Origin of the sequence: Fibrisoma montanum (assembly GCF_003583365.1) — a bacterium.
GTDB classification, from domain to species: domain Bacteria; phylum Bacteroidota; class Bacteroidia; order Cytophagales; family Spirosomataceae; genus Fibrisoma; species Fibrisoma montanum.
The window spans coordinates 802091-827938 of sequence record NZ_QXED01000002.1 but is presented as its reverse complement, the minus strand read 5'-3'; the positions used below and the strand labels follow the sequence as shown (position 1 = coordinate 827938).

Below are 25848 nucleotides of genomic sequence, written 5' to 3'. Positions count from 1 at the left end.
GGGTAAGTGTTTAAGAGATTGAGTTTTTCGGCTTAAAACTGACGACAGTACGTTCGTAATCCATCTCATCAACAGCTCGGGCGGCCTGTTGCTCTGATTTAACAGAGTTTCCAGTTTTAAGCACTAGTTTGGTTTCACCAATCTGGATCGTGTCGCCATCCTCTAGATAAATACGATCATATTCACTTAAACCCGGCTCTTTCCCGTTCAGATACGTTCCATTGGTGCTTTTTCTCCATTCTCCATTAATTAAACCTCCATCACGAAGAATGTATTCAGGTTCACCTAATCGCCCCATACGCACCTCGATTGTACAGTGAGGGCGACTCATATACTCATCCCTTGTGACAACCATATGGGTAGAAGGACGAGTTTTCGAAAACCGACCCACTGTGTTTGTCCCCGTCTGCATAGTAAATGTCTGCGTTTCTGTTAATTCGTCCTTTACGATAAGCCATCCTATAGTTGGAGGAACAACTGGGGCAATATTCCGTCGCTGCCCATTATAGACTGTCTCGTCGCCGAAACCAGCCGGTGACGCCGGTTTCGGCTGAGCGGGGGGAACTGAGCGGGGAATAGGGTTAATATACCCACAACGAGGGCATTTTGCATCCTTCAGCTTATCAGCATTCTTGATGAGCAGTCCAGCCCGGCAATTAGAATTGCCACAAATAATTTTTATCGGATCAGCAGACATAGAAGCTTCATATTGGCTGAGGTAATTAATAAGGAACCTAAAATAGATTTAGCAACACAAAAAAGATATGAATCAGCCAACAGGATGACTCTTAAACAGCATGATCGAAGTCAGATGTATCGGCATTATTGTCAAAATCTGAACCGAAATCCGAATCATCTGCCAAATATGAATTGTCTTCCTCCATTTGGACCATCTGTTGTTCGCTTTCGTGCAGAACCTCCATGCTACCCGTAATAGTGATGTTCTCCTCAATGTGTTCTACATGCATGACATTACCATCTTCGTCGTATTCCGCACGAGTATCCAGTATGTGATCCTGATCAGTATCAATCAGTGCTACATGGGTATCAGGGTTCATGATTGCGTCGGGGTGGTCGTCATGATCAATATCAATCACCAAAATTTCCTGACCGTCTAAATCAGCTCGGGCAACATCCACCTTTTGTTCAACATCTGTTGCTGAAACCGGGGCAACGTGTGAGTTTTCAGGTTCCTGCTCGACGGTAATCTCACCTCCATCGTCAATATAAGTTTCATCAACTGGTGGAGGAACATCGTTATGCGCTACGGCAGTAGTAGGCTGGGGTAAGTCGCTAGTGGTTCCTGAGCCGCTGGGTGCATGATAATCGGGAACGGTCGCATAAAATTCCTGCTTCTCTTGGTGGCTTAAATGATTCCACTCGGAATCGAGATATGTACTATAATATTCCGTTTTTCCATCACCGTCCCTATCGAACTCAAAGTAACCGCCCCCACCGCCATGGCCTGCACGAGCCTCCGCAAAAGCTTCGTCAAACGTCTGCTTATGCGGTTCGCCATCACCCTGTCCAGTTCCTTGACCCGTTCCCGTATTGGTAGTTGTTTCTGTGGTTGTCTGTGAATCAACAGTCGTTTGTTGGGTAGTGGTTTCTGATTCGGGAAGTGTGTCGGATAGTTCGTTTGGTAGCGTAGAGTGTTCTTCCGGTAAAGCTTCATCATCCAAGAATCGTGACATGCCGTAAGCAGCTCCTCCAAGAGCCGCCGTGCCAACAACGGCGGCTGTGATGGCCGATTTTTGATCTTGATTTCCTGATTGACTAGGAGGTGTCCCCTGCACGTTAGTGGGAGCATCGTCTTCGTAGGGATTCATATGTATGTAGTTCGTTAAGGTGAAACTTAATCAGCCCATTTCGCTTTACAGGTGGGGCATTGCTTCCGGTTAGCTAGCTCAATGAAGGGGGTAGTACCAAACGGTTTTTTGCATTGCTGATTTGGGCAAACATAGTTCCGCTTGAACTCTTCGTCCAAAGCGGCTAGTTTTTGAGGAATATTTATAAAGTGAGCAGCGGCAATCTGACCAATAGCTGCCCCGAAAAAAGGAACAAGGCTGAAGGCCGCCCGGATGTATGTCTGTCGTAACGGATCTTTCGTTTGAATCTTTTTACGTGCTTCCTGATATAACTCCTGTATTTCCTTTAATTTTTTGAAATCTTCACGAAAGTCAAGCGGATCCCGTTTCTGAGCTTGAGGAGTTATAGGAGGGGTAATGGGGGCGTCTGATACTCGTAATGCCAGAATCGTCCGGTAATCGAGTACTTCAACCTCGCCCAATAAAACACGGCTATCAGGTCCAATAATTGTCTGTTGAATTCGCCGACCATCTACATTGGTCCCAAAAGTGGAATCGTTGTCCTCCAGTAAGGCAACGTGATCGGTGATGAAGGTAACCTTGGCATGATACTTACTGACACTTGGTTGATTGACAACAAGTACATTATCAGTAGACCGCCCAATGGTAATTACCTGGGGAGGATTCATGACGACTAATGATGTGAAATCTATGGTTGTGGATAAAAATCTTTTGCAAAGATGTTCTTTATAAGAAGATTAGCAAATAATTTGAAAGTATTTTTGTTTACGATTTTTTTTTCTTGTTTAGCGGCAATATTTCAATCCACACCTCTTAATTATGTCGCAATCGTCACGCCGTTTGCTTAATTACACCCTGCTTCGCGAAATTGGGCGTGGAGGTATGGCTACTGTCTGGTATGCCGAAAACTCCGTCGGACGAAAATTTGCAATAAAGATTCTTAAGCCGGAATTAGTTGCTGAAGAGTCGTCGGTTGCCGAACGGTTTCGAAATGAGGCTCAAATCATGGTGAGGCTCGAACACCCCGCTATTCTACGGGTGGAAGATTTTTATGAAGATGGTACTACCTTGGCCATTATCATGGAATACTTAGCTGGTCATGATCTTAACGAACATGTACGCCAGCGTGGAGCAATTGCTGAAGCTCAAGTCATCGACTGGTTTGTTCGTGTGCTTAATGCATTTGACTATGTTCATCAGAAGGGATATTTTCACCGCGATGTCAAACCTTCCAATTTGTTTCTGACAGACTCTGGAATTGTTAAGGTCATGGATTTTGGCATTGCTAAAATTGTAGGAGCAGACTTGAGTCTGACCCAAACCGACATGCTCATGGGATCCCCTCTTTACATGAGTCCGGAACAAATCACATCACCTAAGTCAGTGGATTTCCGTACGGATATTTATTCACTTGGTGTAACACTTTACGCTCTTTTAGCCGGTAGAAAGCCTTATGATGATGCTGAAACGTCGATGTTTCACATTCAAACAGCTATTGTTCATGAACCACTACCTAAGCTGACAAACGTTTCAGAAGCGGTTAACAATGCCATTCAACGAGCTACACAAAAAAAAGCAGCCGATCGCTTTGCTTCATGCATTGAGTTTGCCCGGGCCCTGGACGCTAAGCAGGATTCAACTGATGATGCTACCCTTCTTAAACCATTATCCACTTCTAAGTCGAGGCCCCTCTCTGACGATGCAACAGTACTACGACCAAGCCATTCTAAACAATCGTCGCTTCAGCCAACAGACGATGCAACGATTGTACGCCCTAAAACGATCAAAGCAGCCGCCTTCCGCCCTGACACTCCCCTCCCTTCAACACCTTCACCTGCTCCAAGTGATGTAATTGCTGATATTGAAAGTTCTAATGCCAACCGCTCCAGAAAGCATATTCCACTGATTGTGGGTAGCGTAATTGGGCTACTTGTATTAGGGATTGGCAGTTGGTTCATTTGGTCACGACAAACGACAACCCATCAGTCTTCGATTATCCCGACTAACGATCCTGGTGTAGTAAAATATGAAGCTGCGTCGGCGACAAGCCTAAGCAGAACTAATAAAGATTTAAGCAGAGCTATTTCGTTTTACGATAAGCAACGGTATGACTCGGCACTCGCTATCTTCAACCAGTATCAAAATAGCCCGGTTATGCTTGATAACGCTGTAGCTTTGACAGACCTAGGGGCTATTCATTTTTACGGAGCTCTTGATCAAGGTATTCCTCAGAATTTGGTTTTAGCAGAAAAATGGCTTGAGAAAGGGGTTCAAAAGCGTAATCCAAAAGCCTACTACTTCCTGGGTTTGTTTAAAGATGGAGTTGATTTTTCAACGCCATCCAGATCTGTAGTACGAGGAAGAAACACGGAAGCAGTCAATCTATATCAAGAAGCAGCTAATCTAGGTGACTCTTATGCCCAAGCTGCAGTAGGTCAGTTATTTCTATTGCGAAACCAATATCTCTCTAACATAGATGCTTGCCGGGTTCTCGATTATTTAAAGCAAGCTGCTAACAAAAACATTGAAGGAGCTATTCAAAATTACAAAACGCTACAAGCATCGGGTCGTTGCAACTAATTCTGAACTTTACATATATACTATTCGACTAAATCCACCAATCAGCCTATGTTACCTGAACTGAGTCATTACCCAGTAAACTGGGTAGACGGTATGAAAATTGCCCGTCAGCACTTTACGGAATTCGAGCAGTTTGTTTCTGATCATATACGCGATGCTTATGCAGTGAATTTGAGTCGGTATAATTATGGATTACTGCCTTCAGATTCGCCTGATTTCAGTGTTCAGGTGATTACAGATCCAAATCAAAACATCCGTATTCAGCTGACGAATTGTCGGGCCGTTACGGGTTCTGGATGTCGTATTGAGTTAGTCAATGCATCTGTGGAACTATCTACAAGTTTAAATCAGGTATTGACGAAATTTGGAATGCCGGCGGCTGATGAACTTCACTTTCTGATCGTACTTACAGTGGATTTATTTAACCGCCAGCCTACTGGTATACCCTCAGCGACTGAAGGGTTTCCTCGCCCACCCTTTTCGCGTCCAACGTATTCAATCAGTGTTGTGCCAAGCCATCAATACTATTCCCCTATCAATAATCGTCCATCTTACCGCTCGGCCGACTTTGAATCATATCACTTGATTATAGGGCAACTATCTTGTCAACACGGTCAACTACGTAATGATGAGCAATATATTCCAGCCTGTTCATCGATTGAGAGTCATACACGACTACAGGCCTGGGCCGATCAAACAAATCGACTTTTATCAGAAGCACAACGTGATGCTTTCATTATTGTTCGAAAAGTTTGTGAGAAACGGGGTAGTGAGGACGCCCGAAAAGCTGGTGTTTTAGCCGAGCTGATACGCGACTTATGCGAGCAACTTGCTATTGGTTTAGACGACCCCTTGAATCGTTTTGGGCTCACAGCTTACGAACAACCACCTATCTATCTGATTGAAGCAATTACATTAACCACCCGTCGGCTGCGTACTTCATTAATGAATTTAAACAACCCGGCAACATCGGGCGCAGTCCGTATGGGAGATCAGTTGGTTTTGAAATACTTTCAAGATTGGACTGACATATCGCCCGAGCGTCTGACCAAACAGGGATTGGAACGGGTTGTCAATTACGCTTACGACCATGGGAACATTCAGCCGCACCTGCAGACTATTACGCAGTGCTGGTCAGACATTGCTAAAATTCTGAACGAGCTATCTAAACTCGATTACATTGGTCAAGAGCGGCAGGATAAGCGAATTCGTTACGATTCTGTTGTCACCAGTCCAGAAAACCTACCCAACCGCCCTCCATCGGCTATCTTAGACGATACCAGCACTGGCACTATGCGTCGGCGCTTTACGGGTGACCGGTAAGTTAGTATTGAAAATCTTTCATAATCTATCATCAATCCACTCCTATCAATGGAAGCTATCAATCGCGCTGAGCGCAACACATCTCTTATTAATTTCACTGCTGTCTATTTAATTATTATTGCCCTGCCAGTGGTAATGGCTTTTTTTGCCGGTAACCGTAAAAACGCGGGAGCTATGACCTCGTCGTCGGCCAAGGAGTATGAAACGCTGGAAAAGCAAATGACCGAACTACAAGCTTACACAGCCCGCATGCGTGAGCATGATGATAAACTTGCTAATATGAACAATGCATCACCAGCTCAATGGCAGAGTTGGTTAGATGAAGCCAAGCGAGAAAACAAAAAATTTGAAGATGCTATTGAGAAATTTCGAGGTATGAAGTTTAAAGATGCCCGTTCAAAAATGCAGACTAGTGTCTGTACATACTTGGACGGACTGCATACCGAGCGGGCTATTCACCTTCAGTACATGGAACGGCAACGGGGAATTAGTAACCAAAACCTGACGGTGCAACAGTTACAGAATGAAAAGCAACAGTTACAAGCCCAGAACGCTAGCCTACAAAATACGATCAACACACAAAATGCTTTGCTGGCGCAGAAACCAGCTGGCGGAAGCGGTGGAGGGGGGGGGCAGGATAATCAAGTCCTAACCGACTTGAAGTGGCAACTGCGGTTTGAGGACGCCGATTGTAAAAAAAGCCAGGCGGATCTACTGGCTGCTTATAAAGCGGACGCGACTCGTAAAAAGCTGTATTCAACGGCAAAAACAAATTTTCAGCAGATTGCACAAATGGCTCGAACAAGCTTTTCAATTCAGCGGCAAGCCACTGCTAAAGTGCGCGAAATTGATCAAACACTGAGCCAGTTATAAGAATTAAATATAAGAGGCCCAACCTAATACGCTAGTGGGGCTGCTCTCTTTTTCAACAAGTTGCAAGAATTGATTCGCTTCGTCAACGAGTAAGTGTATTACATTTTCTGTTTCAGCTGGTAAAAAGTAGCTAATTAACATGTCCAACACCGCCCGGCTACGGCCTTCCGGTAGAAAGTCTGTCAGTTGAGCGGTGTTCAATGGCCCTAACCGAATTTCAACGGCGGGCATAGTATCTTGATAAATCCCCGCAAGTGAAAAGTTACCCAACTCAATTTGACCCAATTCGAAGGGACCGATTTGATCTTCTGGCTCGGTTTCAATGAGTATTAGTAACGGTGGAATTGTCCGAAGTTGTACCGGTACCCCTAACACTAAGGCCAATAACCGCTCAACCAAGTTCCGATTATTTATAAGTCGATGCGCAACCGGCAGCAAATGCAACAGGTTATTTAATTGGCGAAAATCAAGCAGTATATCGCGGGTTGTTGTCCAACCAGAGCCATTGGGGCGAGGGATTCTAACAAGCCGATCGGCAGGCAAGCCCCAAATACCTCGTAGGATGTCTCCGTGTTCTTTTTGTTGGAGGTTGTCCTCAGTGATGAGGTATTTCCGTTCTTCCAACTCCAGTAGTAAACCCTGCAAATAAAATTCTTGCTCAATAGGCCGAAAAAAACGCCGGGCTGCCTGTTCGCGCCGATCCTGTTCAGCTATCTCCTTCGCATATTCCCGTTCATCAGTCTCAGTACGTTGGTGAAATAGCCCCTCTGGTAGGTAATCATATAGCCCGTCTCGGTATACGGGAATGTTTAAAAACTCTTGATGATCAGGCAAGTTAATATTAGGGTTCTCATTTTCATATGCATGAATAGAACCTGCCCAGACACCCGATTTGTCAAAAACAACGTCTTTGGCGGATAGCGGCATGCCAGGTTTGTCTGGTTCAACAGGAAGAATACGGCCTATTCCTACATCCGACCGATACTCGCGGGCAAATAAGCCTCGTGGATAAATCATGACTTCACGCCTGGGATCCAAGCCTCCTCGCAGCAACTCAGCAAGCAATACTTCGAGCCGAACGTCAACGCCAACGTTTCGGCCAAGATTATTAATCTCTTTCTCAAAGTTGGAAAGGCTTTCAGGAAGTAATTCGTCATTCATCGTTTTGCAAGTAAGCGAACTCGGTAAGGCAAGTTCATAGCTGATTTAGACGCTAAATGTCGGTTACATCGTTCTGATTCTGCTTCCCACTCAGTCGTTTCGAGCGTAGGACGACCCAACGGCCAAACAGTCACGTTCAGGCAACGTACGTATCCAGCTCCTTCGATTAATCCTTCTGCAAACCCTTTTTTTACCTCAACGTCTACCTCGCAACCCAGACGAGACGGGAAATATTCACGGCATTCCACCTTGATATCTTCGGTAGTTACTAAGCGACTACGGGTCAATAAATCGCGCCGAAGCTGACGTTCTTTCTCGGGTGCAGTGGGTTTATCGCTACCACCTACTGTGGTTGTCAGCAAATAAAGATCTTCTTTTTCGTCACGCATGAAGTAGCGTCCACGTCCTTCGTATTGCCCCAGTCGTGTTCCCGCCGGAATGCCATTTGCCATGCGGCCATTGGTACTCCAAAACTCAATGAACAAGTTAATGTCTTTTCGACGTGGTTTAATGAAAATATAGGGGAATCCGACTTTAAAGCCATCATCAGGATTATCGGCCATACGCTGACTTAATTCCTCGACGTTTTTATCTAAGCTGTCTATGATCTGTGAAAACACTCCAGAACCAAGTGCTGAAAAAGCTTTACTTTCGTCGCGAAGCATCTGTTGTACGTAATGGATGATCTCACGTGCATTACGCCTGTCAAAACGGCCCACACCGTGTGGACGCCACATAAACGAATTATCGGCTAATTCGTCCGGGTTACGTAAGGGCGATTGTTTGTAAGGCGTATTGCCTTCGGCATCATATACTTGGCGAATAAATAAAAACTCTTCAATTGAACGAAGAGCGTACACGTTCAGGTTCTGCTGGAGCCGTTGCACCATTTCGTTAAGGTGGCGATTCATGACCGGAAAGCAATTAAGCCGAATCTCCATATTCTCAATGGCTGATGTTGGTAGTTCGCGCCCCAATCGGAGTTCAAGCCAAAGTAAGTCATCGGTGAAGTAGCGTTGCCGCTGAGGCTCCGAAAAGGCGTACGTGTCGGGGTAGGGTCTTAAATCGTAGTCCCAAGAATCGCGATCAGGTATACTGCCAAGGGTTATAAAGCAATGGACATACTCGTTCAATATTGACTGTTCCAACTGATGTAACCCATCTAGCTCTCGGGCTAATGGATCATCGGTAGGCCAGGCAGCCCGGAATCCAGCATGAACGGGCAATTCTTTGTTGTTCAAAAACCAACGCGCACGAGTGGTGTCTTGAATTTTACGATAATAGCCTGATTTCGACTGTTCTGATTCATTATCCCAATTAATATACAGAGGTAGATAGGCCAGCGATTTAAGACCTGCATTAGCTTCAATACCTAACCATATAGATTGATAATCTGTCGGATATAACGGTTGGATACCGTGTTCGAGTCGAACACGATCCCTACCTCGCATAGCAAAAAGCCCCTGTTCGCTGATCATGTATCGCACATCAGCATTAACGAGTCGGGCCTGCACCACCGGCGAAAAAAATAGATCGGTACTTCGTTCGTCGCCTGCCCGGCCCAGTTGTCTGTAAAAAAATTGTGCAGTTTGTGGAAGATCGAGCAACGCATCGTCGGGCCGGGCGTGAAAGATCGCGTGGGCCGGACGCGGCAGATCAATCACGTCGGGGCAGAGTGTGCTGGCGAGCCGGTCAAGAATTCGGGTTCGGGTGGCTTCAATGGCGCGGGCCGTGTTTTCAAACTCGAACGCGCAGGCGTCCATCAGTAATCCGACCAGAGGGTCAGCGGCTTCCACATCACGGACACGCAATTGCCAGATGGCAGCCGCATGCTCCTTCATTCGTTTGCGAACTTCCTCGCGGGTAAAGTCAAGGGCAGTTAGATCGGTCATAGAAGGGTATGAAAGGGAAAAGGAGATAAGAGACAAGTAAATAAAAGAGCAATGGTAGAGTATTAGCTTTTATTTTTCACTTACTCTTTTCCTTAATTCCTTGATGCATATGGGGCAATCAGAATATTCCGCTGAAAGCGAAATACCCGATGATTTGATTTTTTTATCTCAGCAGTCACGCTGACAACGAGCCGTTTGTGGGCATCGCTGGAGCCATCCCGGTCGAATTCCGCTATAACCTCGATTCGTTCGAGTCGAGGTTCATACGTTTTAATGGCCCGCAGCACTGACGACTGAATTTGATCGGTCCAGCGGGTATCGTTTGACTCGTTAGTTGATGAAAAATCGCCTTCCCATATCTCACAACCATATTCCGTATCAAAGCGAACACCCCGAAACGGCGTAGTTACAAGTAAGTAAATGTGGGCGTGAATCGAATCGTCGAGCGAGCCATACAGCTCACGTGCATTAACGGGTTGATGAGCGGCAGGCCCTTGGATGAGCAAGTCGCAACGAAGTGGGAGGGCGTAGTAGTCTTCAGGCATAAGGTGTGAATTCTAGGGTAATGGCGGTGTCGTTGCTCATGTTGAAGATGCTGTTGGCAAGTTTGGCCTTAAAGATCCAGTTGTAGGAAGTGACTCGCTTTGCAAGGGCATTGGAAAGCGAGCTGTTGGCATTAGCTTTCTGATCCAATAACAATCAAAAATTATAAAGGCTTAATTACCTAATCGATAAATTGTAAATGTTGGCTTAGCGGCTCTATAGCCAGGGCCAGGATATAGATCGCTTTGTTTGTGGTCAGAGACCCACTGACGTCCATCATAAATTGCTGCATGACCGTCTGGGCTACCTCTATATTTTCCCTTCTTTCCTGAAAAACCATCAATTATTACTATATCGCCTTTGCGATAAACTCCTGTGTATTGGCCTAATGATGAGAACCCAGCTTTTATCAGACTTGGACCATAATCTTTAGCAGACCCTGTAGCGGGTCGTTCAAGTCGTAACCCTCCCGCTTCTATTGCTTGACGGGTAAATTTGGCACATTGTCCATCACCAAAGCCTTCTAAAGCATTGGTCTGTATGTGTTGTACGGCTGTATCTTTGTTCCACTCTGCCATAATTTTTTTGATTTAGTTAATTGCATAAGGTTGAATAAACTCATAATACTGGGTTGGGCTTAAGTCAAGCCTTCGGCCAACTCTTGCTCAATATAATCTCGGCTGACTCGCTTGCTCATTAGTTGCTCCCGATCAAGCCAGAAATGAAGCCAAAACTCTGGGTTTTCGTCTTCCATAAAAAAGGACCGCACTGGACCAAAGAATTCCTGAAGTTGAACCGCATCGCAGGTAGGCAGGAAAACACGCAGAACCCGCGGATCATAAAAGCGGAAATAGAGCTCACGACCATCTTCCGCCTTGACGAGCAGGAATTTCCGAAAGTGTTTATGCAGTATGTCCATTGGTACATCTGCAATGATTCCCACTCCCCAAGACTCTCCATAATTTTCCCGCAGCCATCGGTCAAACTCATCCCCTAGCTCATATTGAAATAAGTAAGGTGCAATGCTGGCTAACAATTCCTGACTCTGCCCCCGATACAGCGAATTGTGTACAGGGTTTAATTCCTTTGCATGGTCGATTGCAAAGGACATTTTTGCTGCGTCGAGGAGGTGGTAAAGCATAGTTCAGTTGTTATCCTAAAAAAGTTCATCAGGTACAAATGATGGGCCTTTATACATTTCCTGAATTTGTTTTGAGATTTCAATAAAGACACCAAGTAGCCCCAATCCTTTATTAAATGATTTATTCCATTTAGCTCCGGCCCACCTATAGTCAGTAGCAAATATTTTTTTATTACGAGTTATACCTTGAGCTATTTTATGACTTAATGTATTCAGGTCGATAGACTCTTGATAATGAGGTTCTTGATATAATAGATAATAATACTCAACCAAATGTGAAAAGATAGTATAATATTCTAATCCAGGATCTTTATCTAACAGACAAAGTTGAGTTAATGCCTCATAAAATTGTCGCCAAAACTCAGACTTCTGATCCTTGCTAGCTTCATTTAGAAATGGTTTTATAAATAGGCGCCATATTTTTTCATAATTTGTAGGCTCCTCAACATCCCCACTAGATTCAACATTGAATGGCTCAATTCCCATCAGAAAAGATACCATTTGATGAGTATTTAATATATAAATAATTCGATCCATATCAATTTAATGGCTCAAGATCAAAGAAATTTTTCAAATTTTCGAATTTTCCACCGTGCTCAATATTTACTGGATTACCATCGTTTCCTACTAAAACGGCTTCACTTTTTCCCCCAGAGGTTTTCCCTCCTGGCTCCCAGTGTTTATTCGCACCAGCTTCCTTACCATTAGGCATATCAAATTTAAACTTCCCTTCCTTAGTACGGCCTATAAATATGTCCTTTTCTTTATCTGCTAAATCTCCTCTTGAATACCCCAAAGCATCTTCCAAATCTTCAATTCTTCCACTTTTTTTATACTTCGCTATAGCATCATCCATTTCCGACTTTAACATTACATATTTTCTAGGCGCGAGACTTTTGTATTTCAGGATTTTGCCAACAGGAGGCTCAATGTCAGTTTTAATAAAGATTGCGGCTCCCCCTTCCTTTTCAAATTTGGCTAGGTGTTCTTTAATATATTTATCTGGGAGATAGCGTCTTACATCTGTTGGTCGTAATTTTTTAGGTAAACTTTTTACTACTCTTGCAACAGCTCCTCTGAACATGTTCACTGCTGCTTTTCCGGCGCCCGTGCCTGCAACCCAACGTCCTAATGGCCTTAACGCTGGACCGAGTACTTTACCAAGTAATCCAAGCGCGGCAGCATAGGCCATTTCTTCCAGTGCTTCTCCTGCTGCCTTCTGAATTGCGTTCTGTATACCACACTTTGTAAGCACAATCTCACCATTGATAGCTTGTTCTGCTAAGCTACCAAGAAATCCACCTGCCCCTGTACCAGCCACCATACCGGCGTAGGCGCCCCAAGGTCCGCCAACCGCAAATCCTATTACGCCACCAACCGCTGCTCCAGCACCAGATAGAGCTCCATGAGCAGCAGCGCCAACAACTTCACGGAAGCTCCCTCCCTCAGCGGCTTTAACGACTCCACTAATAACTCCCCCAACTACTGCTCCGATAAGGGCAACCCCAAGCAATGGCGCTATATTACCTAATGGATCAGCCCGGTTATACGGGTCGTTACGTGCGTACCCATAGTAGTAAGTTTCAGGATTGAGCCACTCTGGGTCCAGACTCAGATATGTCGTTAGCCAAGGACAGTAGTAACGAGCGAGGTTATAATATAAACCCGTTTCAGTATCCTCATACTGCCCCATCAGCCGCCAAGGCTGACGAATTTGTGTTTGATGGATCGTCAGTTCGCCAAAAGCGGAGTAGCTCCCATGCCAAACGATTTGCCCTTCCTGGTTAAAGACGCGAGTAATGGCTCCTCGCACATCGGCCTGCATCCAATACAGTTGATTTCCTTCGCGGAAAGCTACTGGGACCTGGCTATCTGGTAAGTAAACGTAATCGCGGACGATGGCTGGTGCGCCTGGTTCGTATTGATACGTTTCAGTTACCAGTTGGGAGCCTGCCCATGAAAAGAGCCATTTTTCGGTTCCGTTGGTTTTGCTAATCCGGCGGCCAATGCCGTCATATTCATAGCGCCAGGTGCCCATCTGGGTTTCAACGGAGGTAAGGGTACTGTTACGTGCAAATGAGAGGTATAATTTCCCTTTCGGGCCGTTAAGACGTACTACGTTCCCGAGCGCGTCATAACGAACGCTCATACGGCCTATCTGCTGCACCTCGTCCATAAGACCGACTACAACCGGATAACCGTTAATCGTGTTCAGGTTGCCTTTTACGTCGTAGGAGAAGCGTTCAGTAGATTGCCGGGTCTGTGTATCAATGACGCCCGTTAGTCGGGATTCGTCATCATAGGTAAGCTTTACGTTCTGTCGGCTTGCTACGTCCTGATAACGGCTTAGTCGATCCCAACTGTCATAAGCATAGTATTGCTCAGATAATAATCGACCCTGTGCGTTCTCAACGCGAACATGTTGCAAGCCTTCCGTGTGGCTACGTTGGTGGTGTTCTGTAACTCCGTTAGGATACCGGATCTCAGCCAGCAAATCCTGTTCCGAGTATATAAATTGAACCGTTTGTCCAGCTACCTGTAAGCCAACAACCCGGCTGTCAGAATCATATAGATAGCCAACAACCAAGCCTGTCGGCAGGGTCAGTTGCGTTACGCGTGAGGCTTTATCGTAGGCAAATGAAGTATTTCCGAAGGAGTTCGCTTCGCTCAGTAGCCGATTTTGCTCGTCGTAAGCATACCTAACTGCATTAGAGCCGGTATCAATCAGCGTTGGCTGATTTTGTTCATTATAACTAAACTGAACAGATGGCCCCTGTTCCCAGTTAAGCTGGCTAATCAGATCACCATCATAATGCTGACTAAACTGTTTACCATCACGTAATTGAAGGTGAAGTGTATCAGCATCTTCGTCGTACAGGTATGATTGGCGTGTCTGATCGGGGAATACCAGATCTGTGAGTAAGCCCTGTTCATCGTACAGGAATTGAACGGATCGGCCAAGCGGGTCTTTAATGGCCCGTAACTGACCATTTGGCGTCCGGCTAAATCGATGTATTTGTCCATTACGATCAATTTGAGCCGACAGCTCTCCCAGCTCATTATAAATAAACTGCTGGCTTTTCTGACCGGGAAATACAACTTGGGTTAATCGGCCTTGCTGATAGTCGAAACGGTACAATTTCTCAGGAGAAGCAGCTACCTGTTGTAACTGCCCTTCGTTGAATTTGAAGCGTAACCCCGCCCCATCGGGATATGTAAATTGAGAAAGCCGACCATCGTTATCATAGCCCATCTGGTAGCGAGCGCCCGATGGCTTGATAATAGTCGTTGGCAGAATGTCTTCTGAATAGGCTAAAGTAGTCTTGTTGCCTGCTTCGTCAGTTTGGGTGAGCGTTTTTTTGTCGGGAGATACTTGAACATTGTCGTCTGCCAGATTCGCAATAAGCTTATCGCGAGCCACCTCCCGCATGGGAGCCCGAAAAGCCTCAATCTGATCATTTTTGACGACAAACATGGTGGGAATATGAATACTTATTAACTAGCACTTTTCCATAAATGGACTCCCAGATTGGGCAGCCGCGATCGCTGTTCGTATTTGAGCAGCAGCAGCCTTTACTACAGGAGTTGGTGGTAGCTTTCGATCTACATCGAACGTAGGATTGAAGGTTTGAGGGACAATCGCAACATTAGCTGCAACAATAAAAGGTGGGGTAAATAAACTCATCCCAAAATCTCCAATCAGCACAGTTGGACAACCCATTACGATCATACCTCCGTGAGCTGTATTGTCGAACATCCGAGCGGCTGGTCGTCCACCGATTAATACGGTAAACGAGCCTCTTATAATCACATCGGGAGCACTGGCACAGGTGCAAAGCGTTCCGACCGTTGCAGCCGGCATTCCGCCTATCAATACATTTGGTACACCGGCAGGGAGAATCGGTCCTCCAACATGTGGCTTTGGGCCGTCAAACATTGGGCAAATGTGCATGTCGCCCACGCGGGCAGCGGGTTGTCCCATAACTTATTTAGTTACGTTGTTCCAGAAATCAAGCGCCTGGCGTACTCGGGCGCATTTGTCGCTATTCAGAAAAGCCCGGCCGGCTCCAACACCGACAGCTAATGTGCCGTACACAACGGCAGACGCTGGATTAGTATGCATAAAGTACATAGCGATCCCAGCAGCGAAGTAGGTTTAACGACCCCTTTAGCTATTGATTTCACGCAGTTATTGATAGCTTTTTTGGCGTCTACCAAGTGTACTCCATGATTGAAGATCATGCTTCGAAGTTCGTTGTAGTCGGTATCCATATTATAGAAATAAGATTAGATAAATTTTTGCATTCTGCTTGGTTTCAATGGGTAAGCGGCTATTTTTGAGCATATATCCAAACCACACTTTGCCATATGGCCTTATTTAATATCAATCCACAATCCGAGCTAAATTCAATGGTTAGCAGCTCCGTCAGCCAGGCTCGGAGCAGCGTCGTCCGCAACCGCACCATCCGTAACACCATTCTTTACCTGCTTGGCACTGTTCTTATATTTGGCTTGGTCGGTTACCTCGGTCATTTGATCGTTAGAAATCTGCCTGGCGATGCCCCTGGCTTCTGGGGGTACCTTACCGTAATGATCGTAGTTCTACTTTTGGGATTTCTTAACATCTCCATCATGCGTTCAGCAATGCCGTCGGTCAGTCCCGACAATTATCTGGTCGGCACGCTGATCACGCTGCTTATTGGTATCGTGGGAGGTATTTCCATTTTCGTTTTATCGTTTGGTCCCAAAGTTTTAGGGATTCCCGACGTAACGGAGTTAAAAGCTAACGTGCGTCCCCTGATTACTACGATGTTGATTTTCCCCCTGCCTTTTTTTATTAGCTGGGCCCATGCTGCTTACGATCGAATTCCACCTAAGATTTACAAATTCTGGCAGTACAATCCGTTGCTCCAAATGCCCAATCTTACAGATGCAGAATTCAGACGAACTACCAACGTTATATTTGTAGTGGATATCCGTCATGGAGAACAGAACATCTACGACATCCGCTCGTTTATACCCGACAAAATGAGCGTCGGCGACGGTTTCCAATTCTCGTTAGACGAACACAACGAAGACGAACCCCATCGTAAAATTGAGGTGCGCGATCCGAAGAATCCTAACTCGCAAACTAACCTCTACAAGTGGCACTTCTACGTTCAGAAGCCTTGGTATCGGCCTAACATTTACATTGACCCTACGCGCGATTGCCGCGAAAATTTTCTTCAAAACGGCGACCGTATTACTACCCGGCGTATAGGGTAGAGAATAAAGGAGCGAAAGAATGAAAGAGGCTCAATAGATTGATGACGCTCTTTCGTTCTTTCGCTCGTACACTCGTTATCGCTTATCGTCCCAGTTATTCTTGTGGGTAGCACCGCTGATTGTGATATCCTCTGCCGACATCGTCAACGTTAGCGTCATAGCTGGCTTATCCGGGTTTGAGGGATCGGGCGTTTTGTCAAAGCGCTCTGAATAGCCAATACAGCGAGCTTTCTTAAACTCAACTGTCTTAAGCGTCGATTCATTAATATCCTGAAACTCAATCTTCCCGTCTTCTTCTTGAAATGAGTTGACCATCCAACCAGCAAGTCCACTATCCTGGTCGCTCGACACAATCTCAACGGTGATAATGCCCCCCTGTGTAATTGACGAAGGACGTCCCTTTTGGTCTACTGACCGGCGGAGTTCATAGAAACATTTTTGTACTTCGGTATCGGCAAGGCCGGCCGGACCGCTCAAGAACGCATGAATAGCTGTTGCTGGCATGGTAGTAGTTAATTTGGAGTTTGAAAATTTGATTAAACTGGTTTTACGTGCACTGTATGGTTATCTATGAATTGATTTTTACAAGTGGAGCTTTAATATCAACTAGTCCTCCGCCTTTTACATCGATGGTTGCGGCTTGGATACTCACCTTCATCCCGGCCTGTTGCTTTATCTCCTGTCCAGCTTCATGGTTGGCTTTTTGACTGGCGGTAGTTTTTAACTGTTTTGTTTTAACGATCACTTCATTCACAGCGGTCATTTCGATATTGTTCTGCGCCTTCATCTCAATGTTATTCTTCGCCGTCATCTGAATGTCTTTGGCTTTTAACTGGATTAAGCCATCAGTTTGAAGGGTAATCACTCCATCATCCTTAAAAGAAATGTGAAAGTTGGTTCCTTTCTTATTGGCGTTGGTAATAAAGATTTCCTGTTCCCCTGGTTTGTCTTTAAAGACAAGTTTGTTACCGCCTTTCGTGCGAATAATTTTCTGGTAGTTGTTATCGAACCAGTAATCATTCGCGGGCGATTTATGGTAAATGCTTCCTACCACAATCGGAAAATCAACATGGTTAGCTTCATAGCTGATGACAACTTGATCATCCTTTTCAGGAATAAACAACATACCCCTCGACGAACCGGTGTACGGGAATGCTACCCGAATCCAGGATGATTTGCCTTCCAGCTGATTAGGCCAGTGGAACTGTACTTGTATGCGGCCTAGTTTTAAAGGATCTGTGTTTTTAATTACCGTAGCAATTTCTGGGAGGGCAACTGGCATTCGGACCGTCGGATTTCGGGGTGGGAACTCAGCCGTATCAGGAACAGCCTCGAAAAAATTTTCGTAATTACCAATCTGATCCACAGTATGGCTGATACCGGTAATTCGGTAGCTGCCTGCGTTATCTTGTTTATATTGGCCGGGTGCTGTTAACTTTTGCCCAGTAACGTTAACAATAGTCCCAACGCTTAAGTTGGGATTTTCACCAGCCCCGTGAAACCGTACCAAATCAGTGGCATTTGTAGCATTTACAGCTTGAATGGCATTATCCAATTCCCCCTGAAACTGAATGTCGCGTAGTGGCCATAACTGAGCGGCTTGCGTGAATAATCCCTGCGACTGTCCGTAAGCAAATGTGCCTAAGTTACCTAGCCCCCCAACGGCTGTACCTGCACCAGCATAGGCTTCATGCTTAACGTAATTGTAATGACGCATGGCAAATCGATTTGGCTTTAGACTTACCGCCATGTCAAAATGTTGTACGCCGTCAATTACAAATGGTTGCGCTTGAGTACCAGGCTTTCCCACAATTAATTGTTGGCCGTCGTAGTAAAACCACTCACCATATTCAGCCGCCAGTCGGTTTAGAAAATCAAAATTACTTTCATCATATTGAGCTTTGTAGTCAATTCTGGCAGTGTATTTAGGGCCAACAGTTTTATTAAACGGATATGGCTTAAGTACAGCATCAAAAATCTGTCCAAGGGTTTGCTGAATAAATGACCGCCGTTGAACACCATCTTCCGCTAAAAACGTTGGGCTATGCCCTCGAATCACGTAAGAATTAACAAGTTCGCTATTATTTCTAAGAAGGAGTTCGGTGACAATTCCTTTGAAAACAAACTTGCCAGGTATTTTTTTGTAGAAGGGTGTGATGTCTATTTCAGTTCCTTGTCCCACGAGCTTCTGATGAGCTGTTTTGAAAAACAGCTCATTCTTGTCATCTAAATATTCGTATGGGACAACAATTTCAAACGTGTGATGCGTGAACAGCGACTGGTCAACCCGAAGGCTGGTAAAATGGGTGAGTTTGGTACCTCCGATTGAAACAGTTACATTAACTTGTTGTGCCATAGCCAGTAATAGAAATTAATCCGCCTGCCAATCGAGCCACTGATTATCGTGAAGAGTACCGTTTAGATAAACCTTGGCCGCAGTAATTCCAATATCAAAGGTGTAGGCAGCTGTTACGCCTTCATGCGGAGTAAATATTTCACGATAGGAGACACAGTAGCCCTTCTCGAACTTAATTGTCTTAAGAGTACCACCAATTAAATCACGGAAGTAAACAACACCGTCCAAATATTTTTTTGGATCAATAGCCCACTCAGTCAGAACGGCGTAATCTGTACCTACGATTGAAATACGAATCAGTCCACTCCGTACTCCGGCTGAAGCACGGCCACGTGGGTCGGTAGGCTGAGAGAGAGTGTATTCACAGGTCAGCACTGTAAACGTCTTATTCGAGACGACAAAGTCGGCAGAAAAAGAGGCAGCCATGGGTGGATAGTGAATGAACCGAAATTATGCGGGGCGTAATGCCAACTTCAGGCCGTTGCTGGCCATCGATTATCTAATTTGGTAGACCCAACATAAATCACTTCGGGCGAAATCGTAATGACCGTTACCATTTGGGCAGTGGTTGTAGTTCCATCAAATCGCTCCATCAATTCAACGCAGTACGCGTTAATGAAATTGATCTCTTTTTCAGTCGATTCGATGTTATCCATCTTGATAAATCTAATCTTTCCATCCAGACGTTTTGCAGGATTCGCCATCCATTCTGCTACTAAGTTGTCGTCGGTCGCATTGAACTCAAGCGTTATTTTGCCGCCCCGAGTCAGAGACGCGGGGCGGCCTAACGAATCAACTGCCTGATTGATATCAAGATAAACGTAATTGACCGCAGTCTCAAATCCGCCTGACGACAACGAAAATTTCGCACGAAACGAAGGCATATGCTCTTCCTACTATTTTTGAGTTACCTCTCCGCTGAAATCCTTCCGACGACCCGTTTCAGGATCACGCCCATCTTCTCCCGTAAGCCCAATTACAAATGTTTTGGCCGGAAAGAAAGGGGTAATGTGAATATCCAGATAAATTCGATCTTTCTGAGTAGGATCACGACGGAACTGAGGAGCTTCAAATCGCTCAATGATTTTGCCAGGACCTTTAATCTTATCCAGAAACTGGACAATTTCTCGCTGAATTTCTTGTTGCACGGTCGTGTTCCAGTTTTCCATAGCCCGCTTGTTCAGAAACTGCATCAGTACCTTCATAATCCAGTCGAAAACTCGAACGACCGAGTAGGTTTTTAAACCCAGATTATTACCGGTATATAGCGTTTTACCTGAGAACGGCACAACACGCCCCCATTCTTTTGTCATGGGAATTAAGCCAAGCCCTTCCAACTCACCTACTTCTGTTTTAAGCAGATCTAGCCGAACACCATCAACCTGTTCGAGCGTACCATACTGGTAGCCAGCCGATACCTGAGAAATTAGGTTGGAGTAGATTTTGCCAGCCAATGCACTTGACGGTTCAATGTACAGATCATCATCCTCGTCTAAGTCATCGTACCGACCTCGACCCACAAGATGGTTACAAGCCATCAGAACATTAGCATTACGGGGCGTATCAGAAGCAATTTTTTCCTTGTGGAATAAATCGAGCATGTCTTTTAGCGAATCCACGTTCCGATAATCTGTAATCAGCATCAGTTTATGGTCACTAGCGATTTTAGCCCATTTATCTACGGTTTGCCGGTTGTGAAGATACCCAGGTACAACTAGCAACGAGTAACTTTCACCTAAGTCAAACCGATTATATACTTGGTGAATCTCGTTCTCGATGTGATCAATCGTCTGCTTGTTTGTAATCTTAGTTGAATCAAGCTGTTCGGACGTAGCGTTCATAAACACCGCATTCCGTAGCTTGAGACCACTTGTCTTCGCATTTTCGAAAAAGAGCGTGATGCCACGATATGTACTTTCGTACTCCCGGGTTTCACCAACAATGTCAGCCAAATTTTTTCGAAACAACTCTTCGGCTACTTTCTGCTTTTCGGTTACCTCATCGGCCATGTCCGTTATCGAAGTTCCCTCTTTCAAGAGTAGTTCTTTCCAAAGTTCGAGCCGCTGTTTAAGCGCTTCCCGGTCCTCCTGACGACTTTCTTCTTTCAGAAAGATATTCTTCTTAGCCCGGCGCTCAGGGTTCAGGTTGTCAGCACCATCAATGGTGGTTTCCAATAGCTTGAATCCACCGAAGCGGAGCTGCTGGAGCTGCTGAATATTTTGGTCGAAAGACCGGGTGGGCGTAATGGTGCGTTCGGCGGTAGGACTACCTCCCCCGACGCTTTGCTGCGTTTCAGCCATTGTGCGGAACAAACTCGGTTAAGAGTAAATGATGTGTTAATATTGGTGTTTAACCTAGCTAGCCTGCTCAATTTCATCGAGCATCTGCTGAATCATTTCCAGCATAGCCAGCCTAGCCTCCGCGTTCAGAAGGGCATTTTGCAGCAGTTTGTTTGAGCGAAGCTGCATGTCTATTTTCTGCAAATCGAGGATCTTACGGTTCAGATCGCGCATGAGTTTGCTTTGCTCCACCAATCCTTCGCGTGAGAAATCACCCATTTGTCGAAACTGGAACGTTTCGTAGCTGCTTCCCCCCTGCTCATCTTCAAGCGTAACGCCCACCTCTGGCTTAAAATGTTCCATAACATCCTCCACCGATTCGAGACCGGGAATGGCTTCGGGTGTCATGCTGAATTCGTCGGAAAGCTTGGCTACGTAAAGCGTCTTATTGAGACTAACGGGCGAAAGGCTGGGCGGGACGTCGCGAACGGCAGCCCATGCACCAGGCATATTGAGAGTAGGGTTCATAGCAACTAAAAATGGGTGGATTTGACAAATACAAGCAGATTGACATGTATTTGGTTTTCAAGAGCTAATGTAAGTAGTTCAACAGGTTGATGCAAATTTTTTTGAAAATTTAGGTCGTGAGTTGTGTAAGCGGTTAGCCGTTGCCATTCAGGCCATTTACAGGCAAGCCGAACTTATGGATATGGCAGGTGAGGCAGGGTGTCGCGCATTTGTAGTAGCAGATCGTCGATCAATTCGGTAGCTTTTTTTTCCACTGAATCGGTGAGTCTGTCTACCGCTTGCATTAACTTCTGATATAGGTCGTATAAGTAATGCCCAAGCCGTTGTATACCATTGTCAAAGGCTTCGCCTAGTCTTGAAAGCATTTCCATGGCCGTGTTCATTTTTGCATACAGTACCTCCCCTACAGCGTATATTCCCCGCGAAAGTGAATCTTGATGATTAGGATCCCGGTAGCTCAGATATGCTTCTACAATGCCATATATCAGAAGCACAGCACCAATAACAATAGCAACGGTACCCCCAAATACAGCACCGACAATTATCACTACAATACCCACCACAAAGGCAATGCTTTCAATAATGGCTTTCTTTAGTTTTTCGGGCGAACGATCTTCCGAATAATCTTTCCATTTGTCGTAGGTCTGGATGGCGCTGATGGCAATACCCAGAGCCGCCAGCGCCTTGCCAATCATAGACATACCGCGCAGTAAAGCAGTCTGAAGTCGAGGTATCTTGCTCACGTACAGGGCTAATTGTGTTTGCACCGCCTTTATTTTGGAGGAGCCTGTTACTGCTGCCGACGCACGGCCCACGGCTTCAAGTACTTGCGCTAACAACGCCCCAAATCGCTTCAGGCGGCTATCCAGCAACCCGCTCAGCTCACTCAGACTCCTTGTTACCTCGTCAATGTTTGAAAACCGCACCGTTTGCTGAAAAACGCGCAGTCGGGTTATTAGCATAATGGTTGTTTCATCGACAAATACGGCCAGCTGCGTTAGCTCACGGATTCTAACCGTATGGGTTACCGTAACCAAACGGCTACTTTTTTCGGTAAGCAGCTGAATATTCTCTGAAACAGCGGTTGAGTCACGGATCAGCTTGTTGTAATCGTAGCCAATAGAGAGTATCTTCTGTACGTTACTTGCCTGATCTATGGTAGATCGCTTAGCCGATTCGGGCGATTTGCCCAGCTCGGTACCGGGTCGCGTCACACCCGGTACCTTAGCGTTCAGCCGCGATTCTAACAGCCGTAGGCGGGCATCGTCCGATGAGCAGCTATATACACCCGAGTTTGATGTAGCAAAGGGTTTGTAAGGGCCAGCAGACAGATTAGTTTTTTTATAGCTTGGATATGACATAGCCTATCATGTGATTTGGTACGGGTACTAACTCCCAGATCAGTGAAAATATGCGGTAAAAAACTTTGTAATGACACCGTTACCTACGCAGCCTATACTGGTTTAAGAAGTTTGTATTGGATCGGCTTCCGACACGGGTGCTGCGTTTGCGGGTGGTTTAAATTCAGTTGATGTTGCCACAAAAGCTCCTGTCGGGGCTTCGTCATTTATGTTCCAGATTAAGATGTTCTCAGTGCTGGCATCGACGGTCAGGGTGCTGCCTTTAGTTAATTCACCGGCTATGATCATGCGGGAAATGGGCAACCGAAGTTGACTACGAATCACTCCTTTGAGGGGCCGGGCACCGTATTCGGGCGTGAAACCACTCAGGGCCAGATGCTCGCGGGCTGCTTCGGACAGTACGAGTGTAATACCCTGCTTGGCTAATTGCTCTTCCAGACCTCGAAGGTGAATGCCAAAAATCTGAACGGCGTTGGGCGTAGTAATGGGTGCGAAAGGGATGATGCCGCCCTGTTCATTGATACGAGCCAGAAATTCGGGCCGGAAATGCCGGGCCATAATCTCTGTTAGATCGTTTGACGACGGCACCTTGCCCTCTCCAAACGAGCGAATGATATGTTGCGCTCCAATATTGGAGGTAAACAGTACGATTGCATTTGAAAAATCACCTTCTTTGTCGAGTTTATCGCGGAGTTTGGCTTCGTCCAGAATCTGCAGGAAAATATCAAACACGGATGGATGCGCTTTTTCGATCTCGTCGAATAGCACCACCGAGTAAGGCTTCTCCCTAATTTTATTGACTAGTACCCCACCTTGTTCATGACCGACGTAACCCGGAGGAGCTCCTAGTAGCAACGATGCTGAATGTTCCTCCTTGAATTCTGACATATCGAACCTAATTAAGAACGATTCGTCATTAAACAGAAAATCAGCCAGGGCTTTTGCCAGTTCAGTTTTACCAGTACCGGTCGGACCGAGCAGAAAGAATGCACCTGCTGGTTTGCGACCATCCGATAAACCGGCCCGCGTACTTTGTACCGATGCAGCTAAAGCCGTGATAGCTTGCTCCTGACCAACCACCCGCTTCCGCAGTACATCGGCCATTTTAGTCAACTTTTCCCGTTCGCTCGATTGCAGTTTGCCAAGTGGAATTCCTGTTTTGGCTGAGATCATGGCCGCTACGTCCTGCCGGGTCACTTCCTCTTGCTTGGCATCGGCTAACGGGCGAAGCTGCTCAATTCGATCCGTCAAATAAGTATGAAGTTCTGTTGGCTCTTCAATGGTTTCCGGTGGTGTCTTGTCTTCTATTTGCTGCCGAAGAATAGGGCTGATCCGGTCTTGAAACTGCCGGAGCATCCAGCGGTATTCAGCCAGTTTCCCGGTTGTATCCTGTTCAGCCAGTTGTTCAGGCAACATGTTGAGTTGAGTTGCAAGGTTATCCAACTCAGCGGGGGCTGTTTCTCCGGTTGTGCGGATAGCGGCCATCGTGCGGTCGAGCAGGTCAACGGCCGCATCGGGCAATCGGCGATCTTTCACGTAGCGACTTGCCAGTCGAACCGCTTCTTCTGCCACACCCGGCTCAGTTTTAAGGCCATGATGTTTTTCAAACAAAGGAAGCAAATTTGCCACCATGCGCGTCGCGGTTACGACATCGGGCTCAGGAATGATAAGTCGCTCGAATCGCCGGCTGAAAGCTTCGTCTTTTTCAATGTATTGCCGAAACTCGTCATTGGTCGTTGCTCCAATCACGGTCAACTCACCTCGTGCTAACTCAGGTTTAAGCAATTGCGACACGCCCGTTCCGACCGAACCGTTTGGGTTGAGCAGGACGTGTACTTCGTCAATAAAAAGAATCGCTTTCTCAAATGCCTTTATTTCGCGGATGATACTCTTTATGCGGTCTTCAACCTCGCCTTTGTAGGCGGCTCCAGCCACCAATGCCCCCAAATCCAATTCGAACAAGTTAGCGTCCTGAAGGTTGGCAGGCACTTTTCCAGCTATAATGGCTTGCGCAAAACCTTCAATCAGCGCCGTTTTGCCTACGCCTGGTTCGCCCACCAGCATAACGTTAGGCTTGGTACGTCGACCCAGGATTTCGAGCATGAGTCGCAGTTCGCGGTCACGACCGATAATTGGATCAAGTTTACCTTCTCGGGCGGCAGCCGTTTTGTCAGTGCAGAATTTATAAAGCGCGGCTTTTTGCCCATCGCCGGGCCCACCTGTTGGTGCCTGCCCATTGGCTGCGCCGTTACCGTCTTGTTTGCCAGGCATCACAGCATCCATCACCGACTGCTCGTTGACCGCTGAATCAAGGAGTTCCTTCTGGGTCAGCGGTAGCGACTTCAACTGATCGGCGGTGAACCCAATACCGGGTTTAAGCAGGGCCGCCAGCAGGTGAATAGGTTCGACGGCAGTAGATGAGAGTTGCAGAGCGATGAGTTCGGCCATCTGCACGGCAGCCTGTGCCTTCGCGTCGGCGGGCGGGTTTTCGGGAACACGTCCGGAACGCGGCACATCTTCAAGCCGGATTTCGGCCCAGTCGCGCAGGTAATACACGTCTTTGCCAATAGCCATCAACCAGGAGGCCAGCGTTACATCGTTATGGAGTAAGCCCAACGTAAGGTGGGCAGGTGCAAACTGCGCGTGTTGGTACTCTTTAGCTACGGCCTGCGCAATTTGAATAGCACGTTTGGAGGTTTCGGATAGGGTCATGGTGT

Annotated in this window: 23 protein-coding genes; 4 read left to right on the top strand and 19 right to left on the bottom strand. The window is 46.2% G+C overall.

The features are described from left to right. Positions 1-10: 10 nt before the first annotated feature. From DYU11_RS09125 to DYU11_RS09115, 3 genes are all read right to left on the bottom strand, one after another. Positions 11-697, bottom strand: coding sequence for an FHA domain-containing protein (locus DYU11_RS09125; RefSeq protein WP_119667331.1), 687 nt, complete (start codon positions 695-697; stop codon positions 11-13). 91 nt (positions 698-788) lie between these two features. Continuing rightward, positions 789-1829 (bottom strand): hypothetical protein, encoded by a 1041-nt coding sequence (locus DYU11_RS09120; protein ID WP_119667330.1) that lies wholly within the window; start codon positions 1827-1829, stop codon positions 789-791. Positions 1830-1855: 26 nt separating this feature from the next. Further along, complete coding sequence (locus DYU11_RS09115; RefSeq protein ID WP_119667329.1) at positions 1856-2497, bottom strand: FHA domain-containing protein; 642 nt, start codon at positions 2495-2497, stop codon at positions 1856-1858. Between the two features lie 151 nt (positions 2498-2648). Between DYU11_RS09115 and DYU11_RS09110 the strand changes: the two genes are divergently transcribed. From DYU11_RS09110 to DYU11_RS09100, 3 genes are all read left to right on the top strand, one after another. Beyond that, positions 2649-4409, top strand: coding sequence for a protein kinase domain-containing protein (locus tag DYU11_RS09110; RefSeq protein WP_119667328.1), 1761 nt, complete (start codon positions 2649-2651; stop codon positions 4407-4409). A 93-nt stretch (positions 4410-4502) separates the two neighbouring features. Continuing rightward, positions 4503-5732 carry a hypothetical protein gene (locus DYU11_RS09105; protein WP_199736694.1) on the top strand — a complete coding sequence of 410 codons (1230 nt, stop codon included), beginning with the start codon at positions 4503-4505 and terminating at the stop codon, positions 5730-5732. A 48-nt stretch (positions 5733-5780) separates the two neighbouring features. Next, a complete protein-coding gene (locus tag DYU11_RS09100; protein ID WP_119667327.1) occupies positions 5781-6605 on the top strand; it encodes a hypothetical protein in 825 nt (274 codons plus the stop codon). Between the two features lie 3 nt (positions 6606-6608). On the opposite strand, the gene DYU11_RS09095 is transcribed toward DYU11_RS09100, so the two are convergent. The 8 genes from DYU11_RS09095 to DYU11_RS33905 form a co-directional block, all read right to left on the bottom strand. Next, complete coding sequence (locus DYU11_RS09095) at positions 6609-7766, bottom strand: type VI secretion system baseplate subunit TssG (RefSeq protein ID WP_119667326.1); 1158 nt, start codon at positions 7764-7766, stop codon at positions 6609-6611. Further along, a complete protein-coding gene (locus tag DYU11_RS09090; protein WP_119667325.1) occupies positions 7763-9658 on the bottom strand; it encodes a type VI secretion system baseplate subunit TssF in 1896 nt (631 codons plus the stop codon). Before DYU11_RS09090 ends, DYU11_RS09095 begins: the two co-directional genes overlap by 4 nt. A gap of 92 nt (positions 9659-9750) precedes the next feature. Continuing rightward, on the bottom strand, positions 9751-10203 hold the full coding sequence (locus DYU11_RS09085; RefSeq protein ID WP_119667324.1) for a GPW/gp25 family protein: 453 nt from the start codon (positions 10201-10203) through the stop codon (positions 9751-9753). 171 nt (positions 10204-10374) lie between these two features. After that, complete coding sequence (locus tag DYU11_RS09080; protein ID WP_119667323.1) at positions 10375-10779, bottom strand: hypothetical protein; 405 nt, start codon at positions 10777-10779, stop codon at positions 10375-10377. Positions 10780-10838: 59 nt separating this feature from the next. Then, entirely contained in the window at positions 10839-11342 is a 504-nt protein-coding gene (locus DYU11_RS09075; RefSeq protein WP_119667322.1) for a DUF4123 domain-containing protein, read from the bottom strand. Positions 11343-11357: 15 nt separating this feature from the next. After that, positions 11358-11879, bottom strand: coding sequence for a hypothetical protein (locus tag DYU11_RS09070; protein ID WP_119667321.1), 522 nt, complete (start codon positions 11877-11879; stop codon positions 11358-11360). Between the two features lies 1 nt (position 11880). Further along, complete coding sequence (locus DYU11_RS09065) at positions 11881-14817, bottom strand: RHS repeat-associated core domain-containing protein (protein WP_119667320.1); 2937 nt, start codon at positions 14815-14817, stop codon at positions 11881-11883. A 24-nt stretch (positions 14818-14841) separates the two neighbouring features. Next, positions 14842-15324, bottom strand: coding sequence for a PAAR domain-containing contractile injection system baseplate protein (locus DYU11_RS33905; RefSeq protein WP_119667319.1), 483 nt, complete (start codon positions 15322-15324; stop codon positions 14842-14844). Positions 15325-15710: 386 nt separating this feature from the next. On the opposite strand from DYU11_RS33905, the gene DYU11_RS09055 reads away from it, so the two are divergent. After that, positions 15711-16607, top strand: coding sequence for a TssN family type VI secretion system protein (locus tag DYU11_RS09055; protein ID WP_119667318.1), 897 nt, complete (start codon positions 15711-15713; stop codon positions 16605-16607). 75 nt (positions 16608-16682) lie between these two features. Here the strand turns inward: DYU11_RS09055 and tssD (DYU11_RS09050) are convergent, their stop codons facing one another. The 8 genes from tssD (DYU11_RS09050) to DYU11_RS09015 form a co-directional block, all read right to left on the bottom strand. Further along, on the bottom strand, positions 16683-17111 hold the full coding sequence (tssD, locus tag DYU11_RS09050) for a type VI secretion system tube protein TssD (RefSeq protein WP_119667317.1): 429 nt from the start codon (positions 17109-17111) through the stop codon (positions 16683-16685). Positions 17112-17175: 64 nt separating this feature from the next. Next, on the bottom strand, positions 17176-18963 hold the full coding sequence (locus DYU11_RS09045) for a type VI secretion system Vgr family protein (protein ID WP_119667316.1): 1788 nt from the start codon (positions 18961-18963) through the stop codon (positions 17176-17178). A gap of 15 nt (positions 18964-18978) precedes the next feature. Next, complete coding sequence (gene tssD, locus DYU11_RS09040; protein WP_119667315.1) at positions 18979-19389, bottom strand: type VI secretion system tube protein TssD; 411 nt, start codon at positions 19387-19389, stop codon at positions 18979-18981. Positions 19390-19436: 47 nt separating this feature from the next. Continuing rightward, complete coding sequence (tssD, locus tag DYU11_RS09035) at positions 19437-19847, bottom strand: type VI secretion system tube protein TssD (protein WP_119667314.1); 411 nt, start codon at positions 19845-19847, stop codon at positions 19437-19439. Between the two features lie 12 nt (positions 19848-19859). Continuing rightward, positions 19860-21263 (bottom strand): type VI secretion system contractile sheath protein TssC, encoded by a 1404-nt coding sequence (locus tag DYU11_RS09030; protein WP_119667313.1) that lies wholly within the window; start codon positions 21261-21263, stop codon positions 19860-19862. Between the two features lie 54 nt (positions 21264-21317). Then, positions 21318-21770 carry a hypothetical protein gene (locus DYU11_RS09025; RefSeq protein ID WP_119667312.1) on the bottom strand — a complete coding sequence of 151 codons (453 nt, stop codon included), beginning with the start codon at positions 21768-21770 and terminating at the stop codon, positions 21318-21320. A 173-nt stretch (positions 21771-21943) separates the two neighbouring features. Next, the gene (locus DYU11_RS09020) at positions 21944-23131 is read right to left on the bottom strand and encodes a hypothetical protein (RefSeq protein ID WP_119667311.1); all 1188 of its coding nucleotides are present in this window, start codon (positions 23129-23131) and stop codon (positions 21944-21946) included. A 102-nt stretch (positions 23132-23233) separates the two neighbouring features. After that, positions 23234-25843, bottom strand: a complete 2610-nt coding sequence (locus tag DYU11_RS09015; protein WP_119667310.1) for an ATP-dependent Clp protease ATP-binding subunit — start codon at positions 25841-25843, stop codon at positions 23234-23236. Positions 25844-25848: the final 5 nt, after the last annotated feature.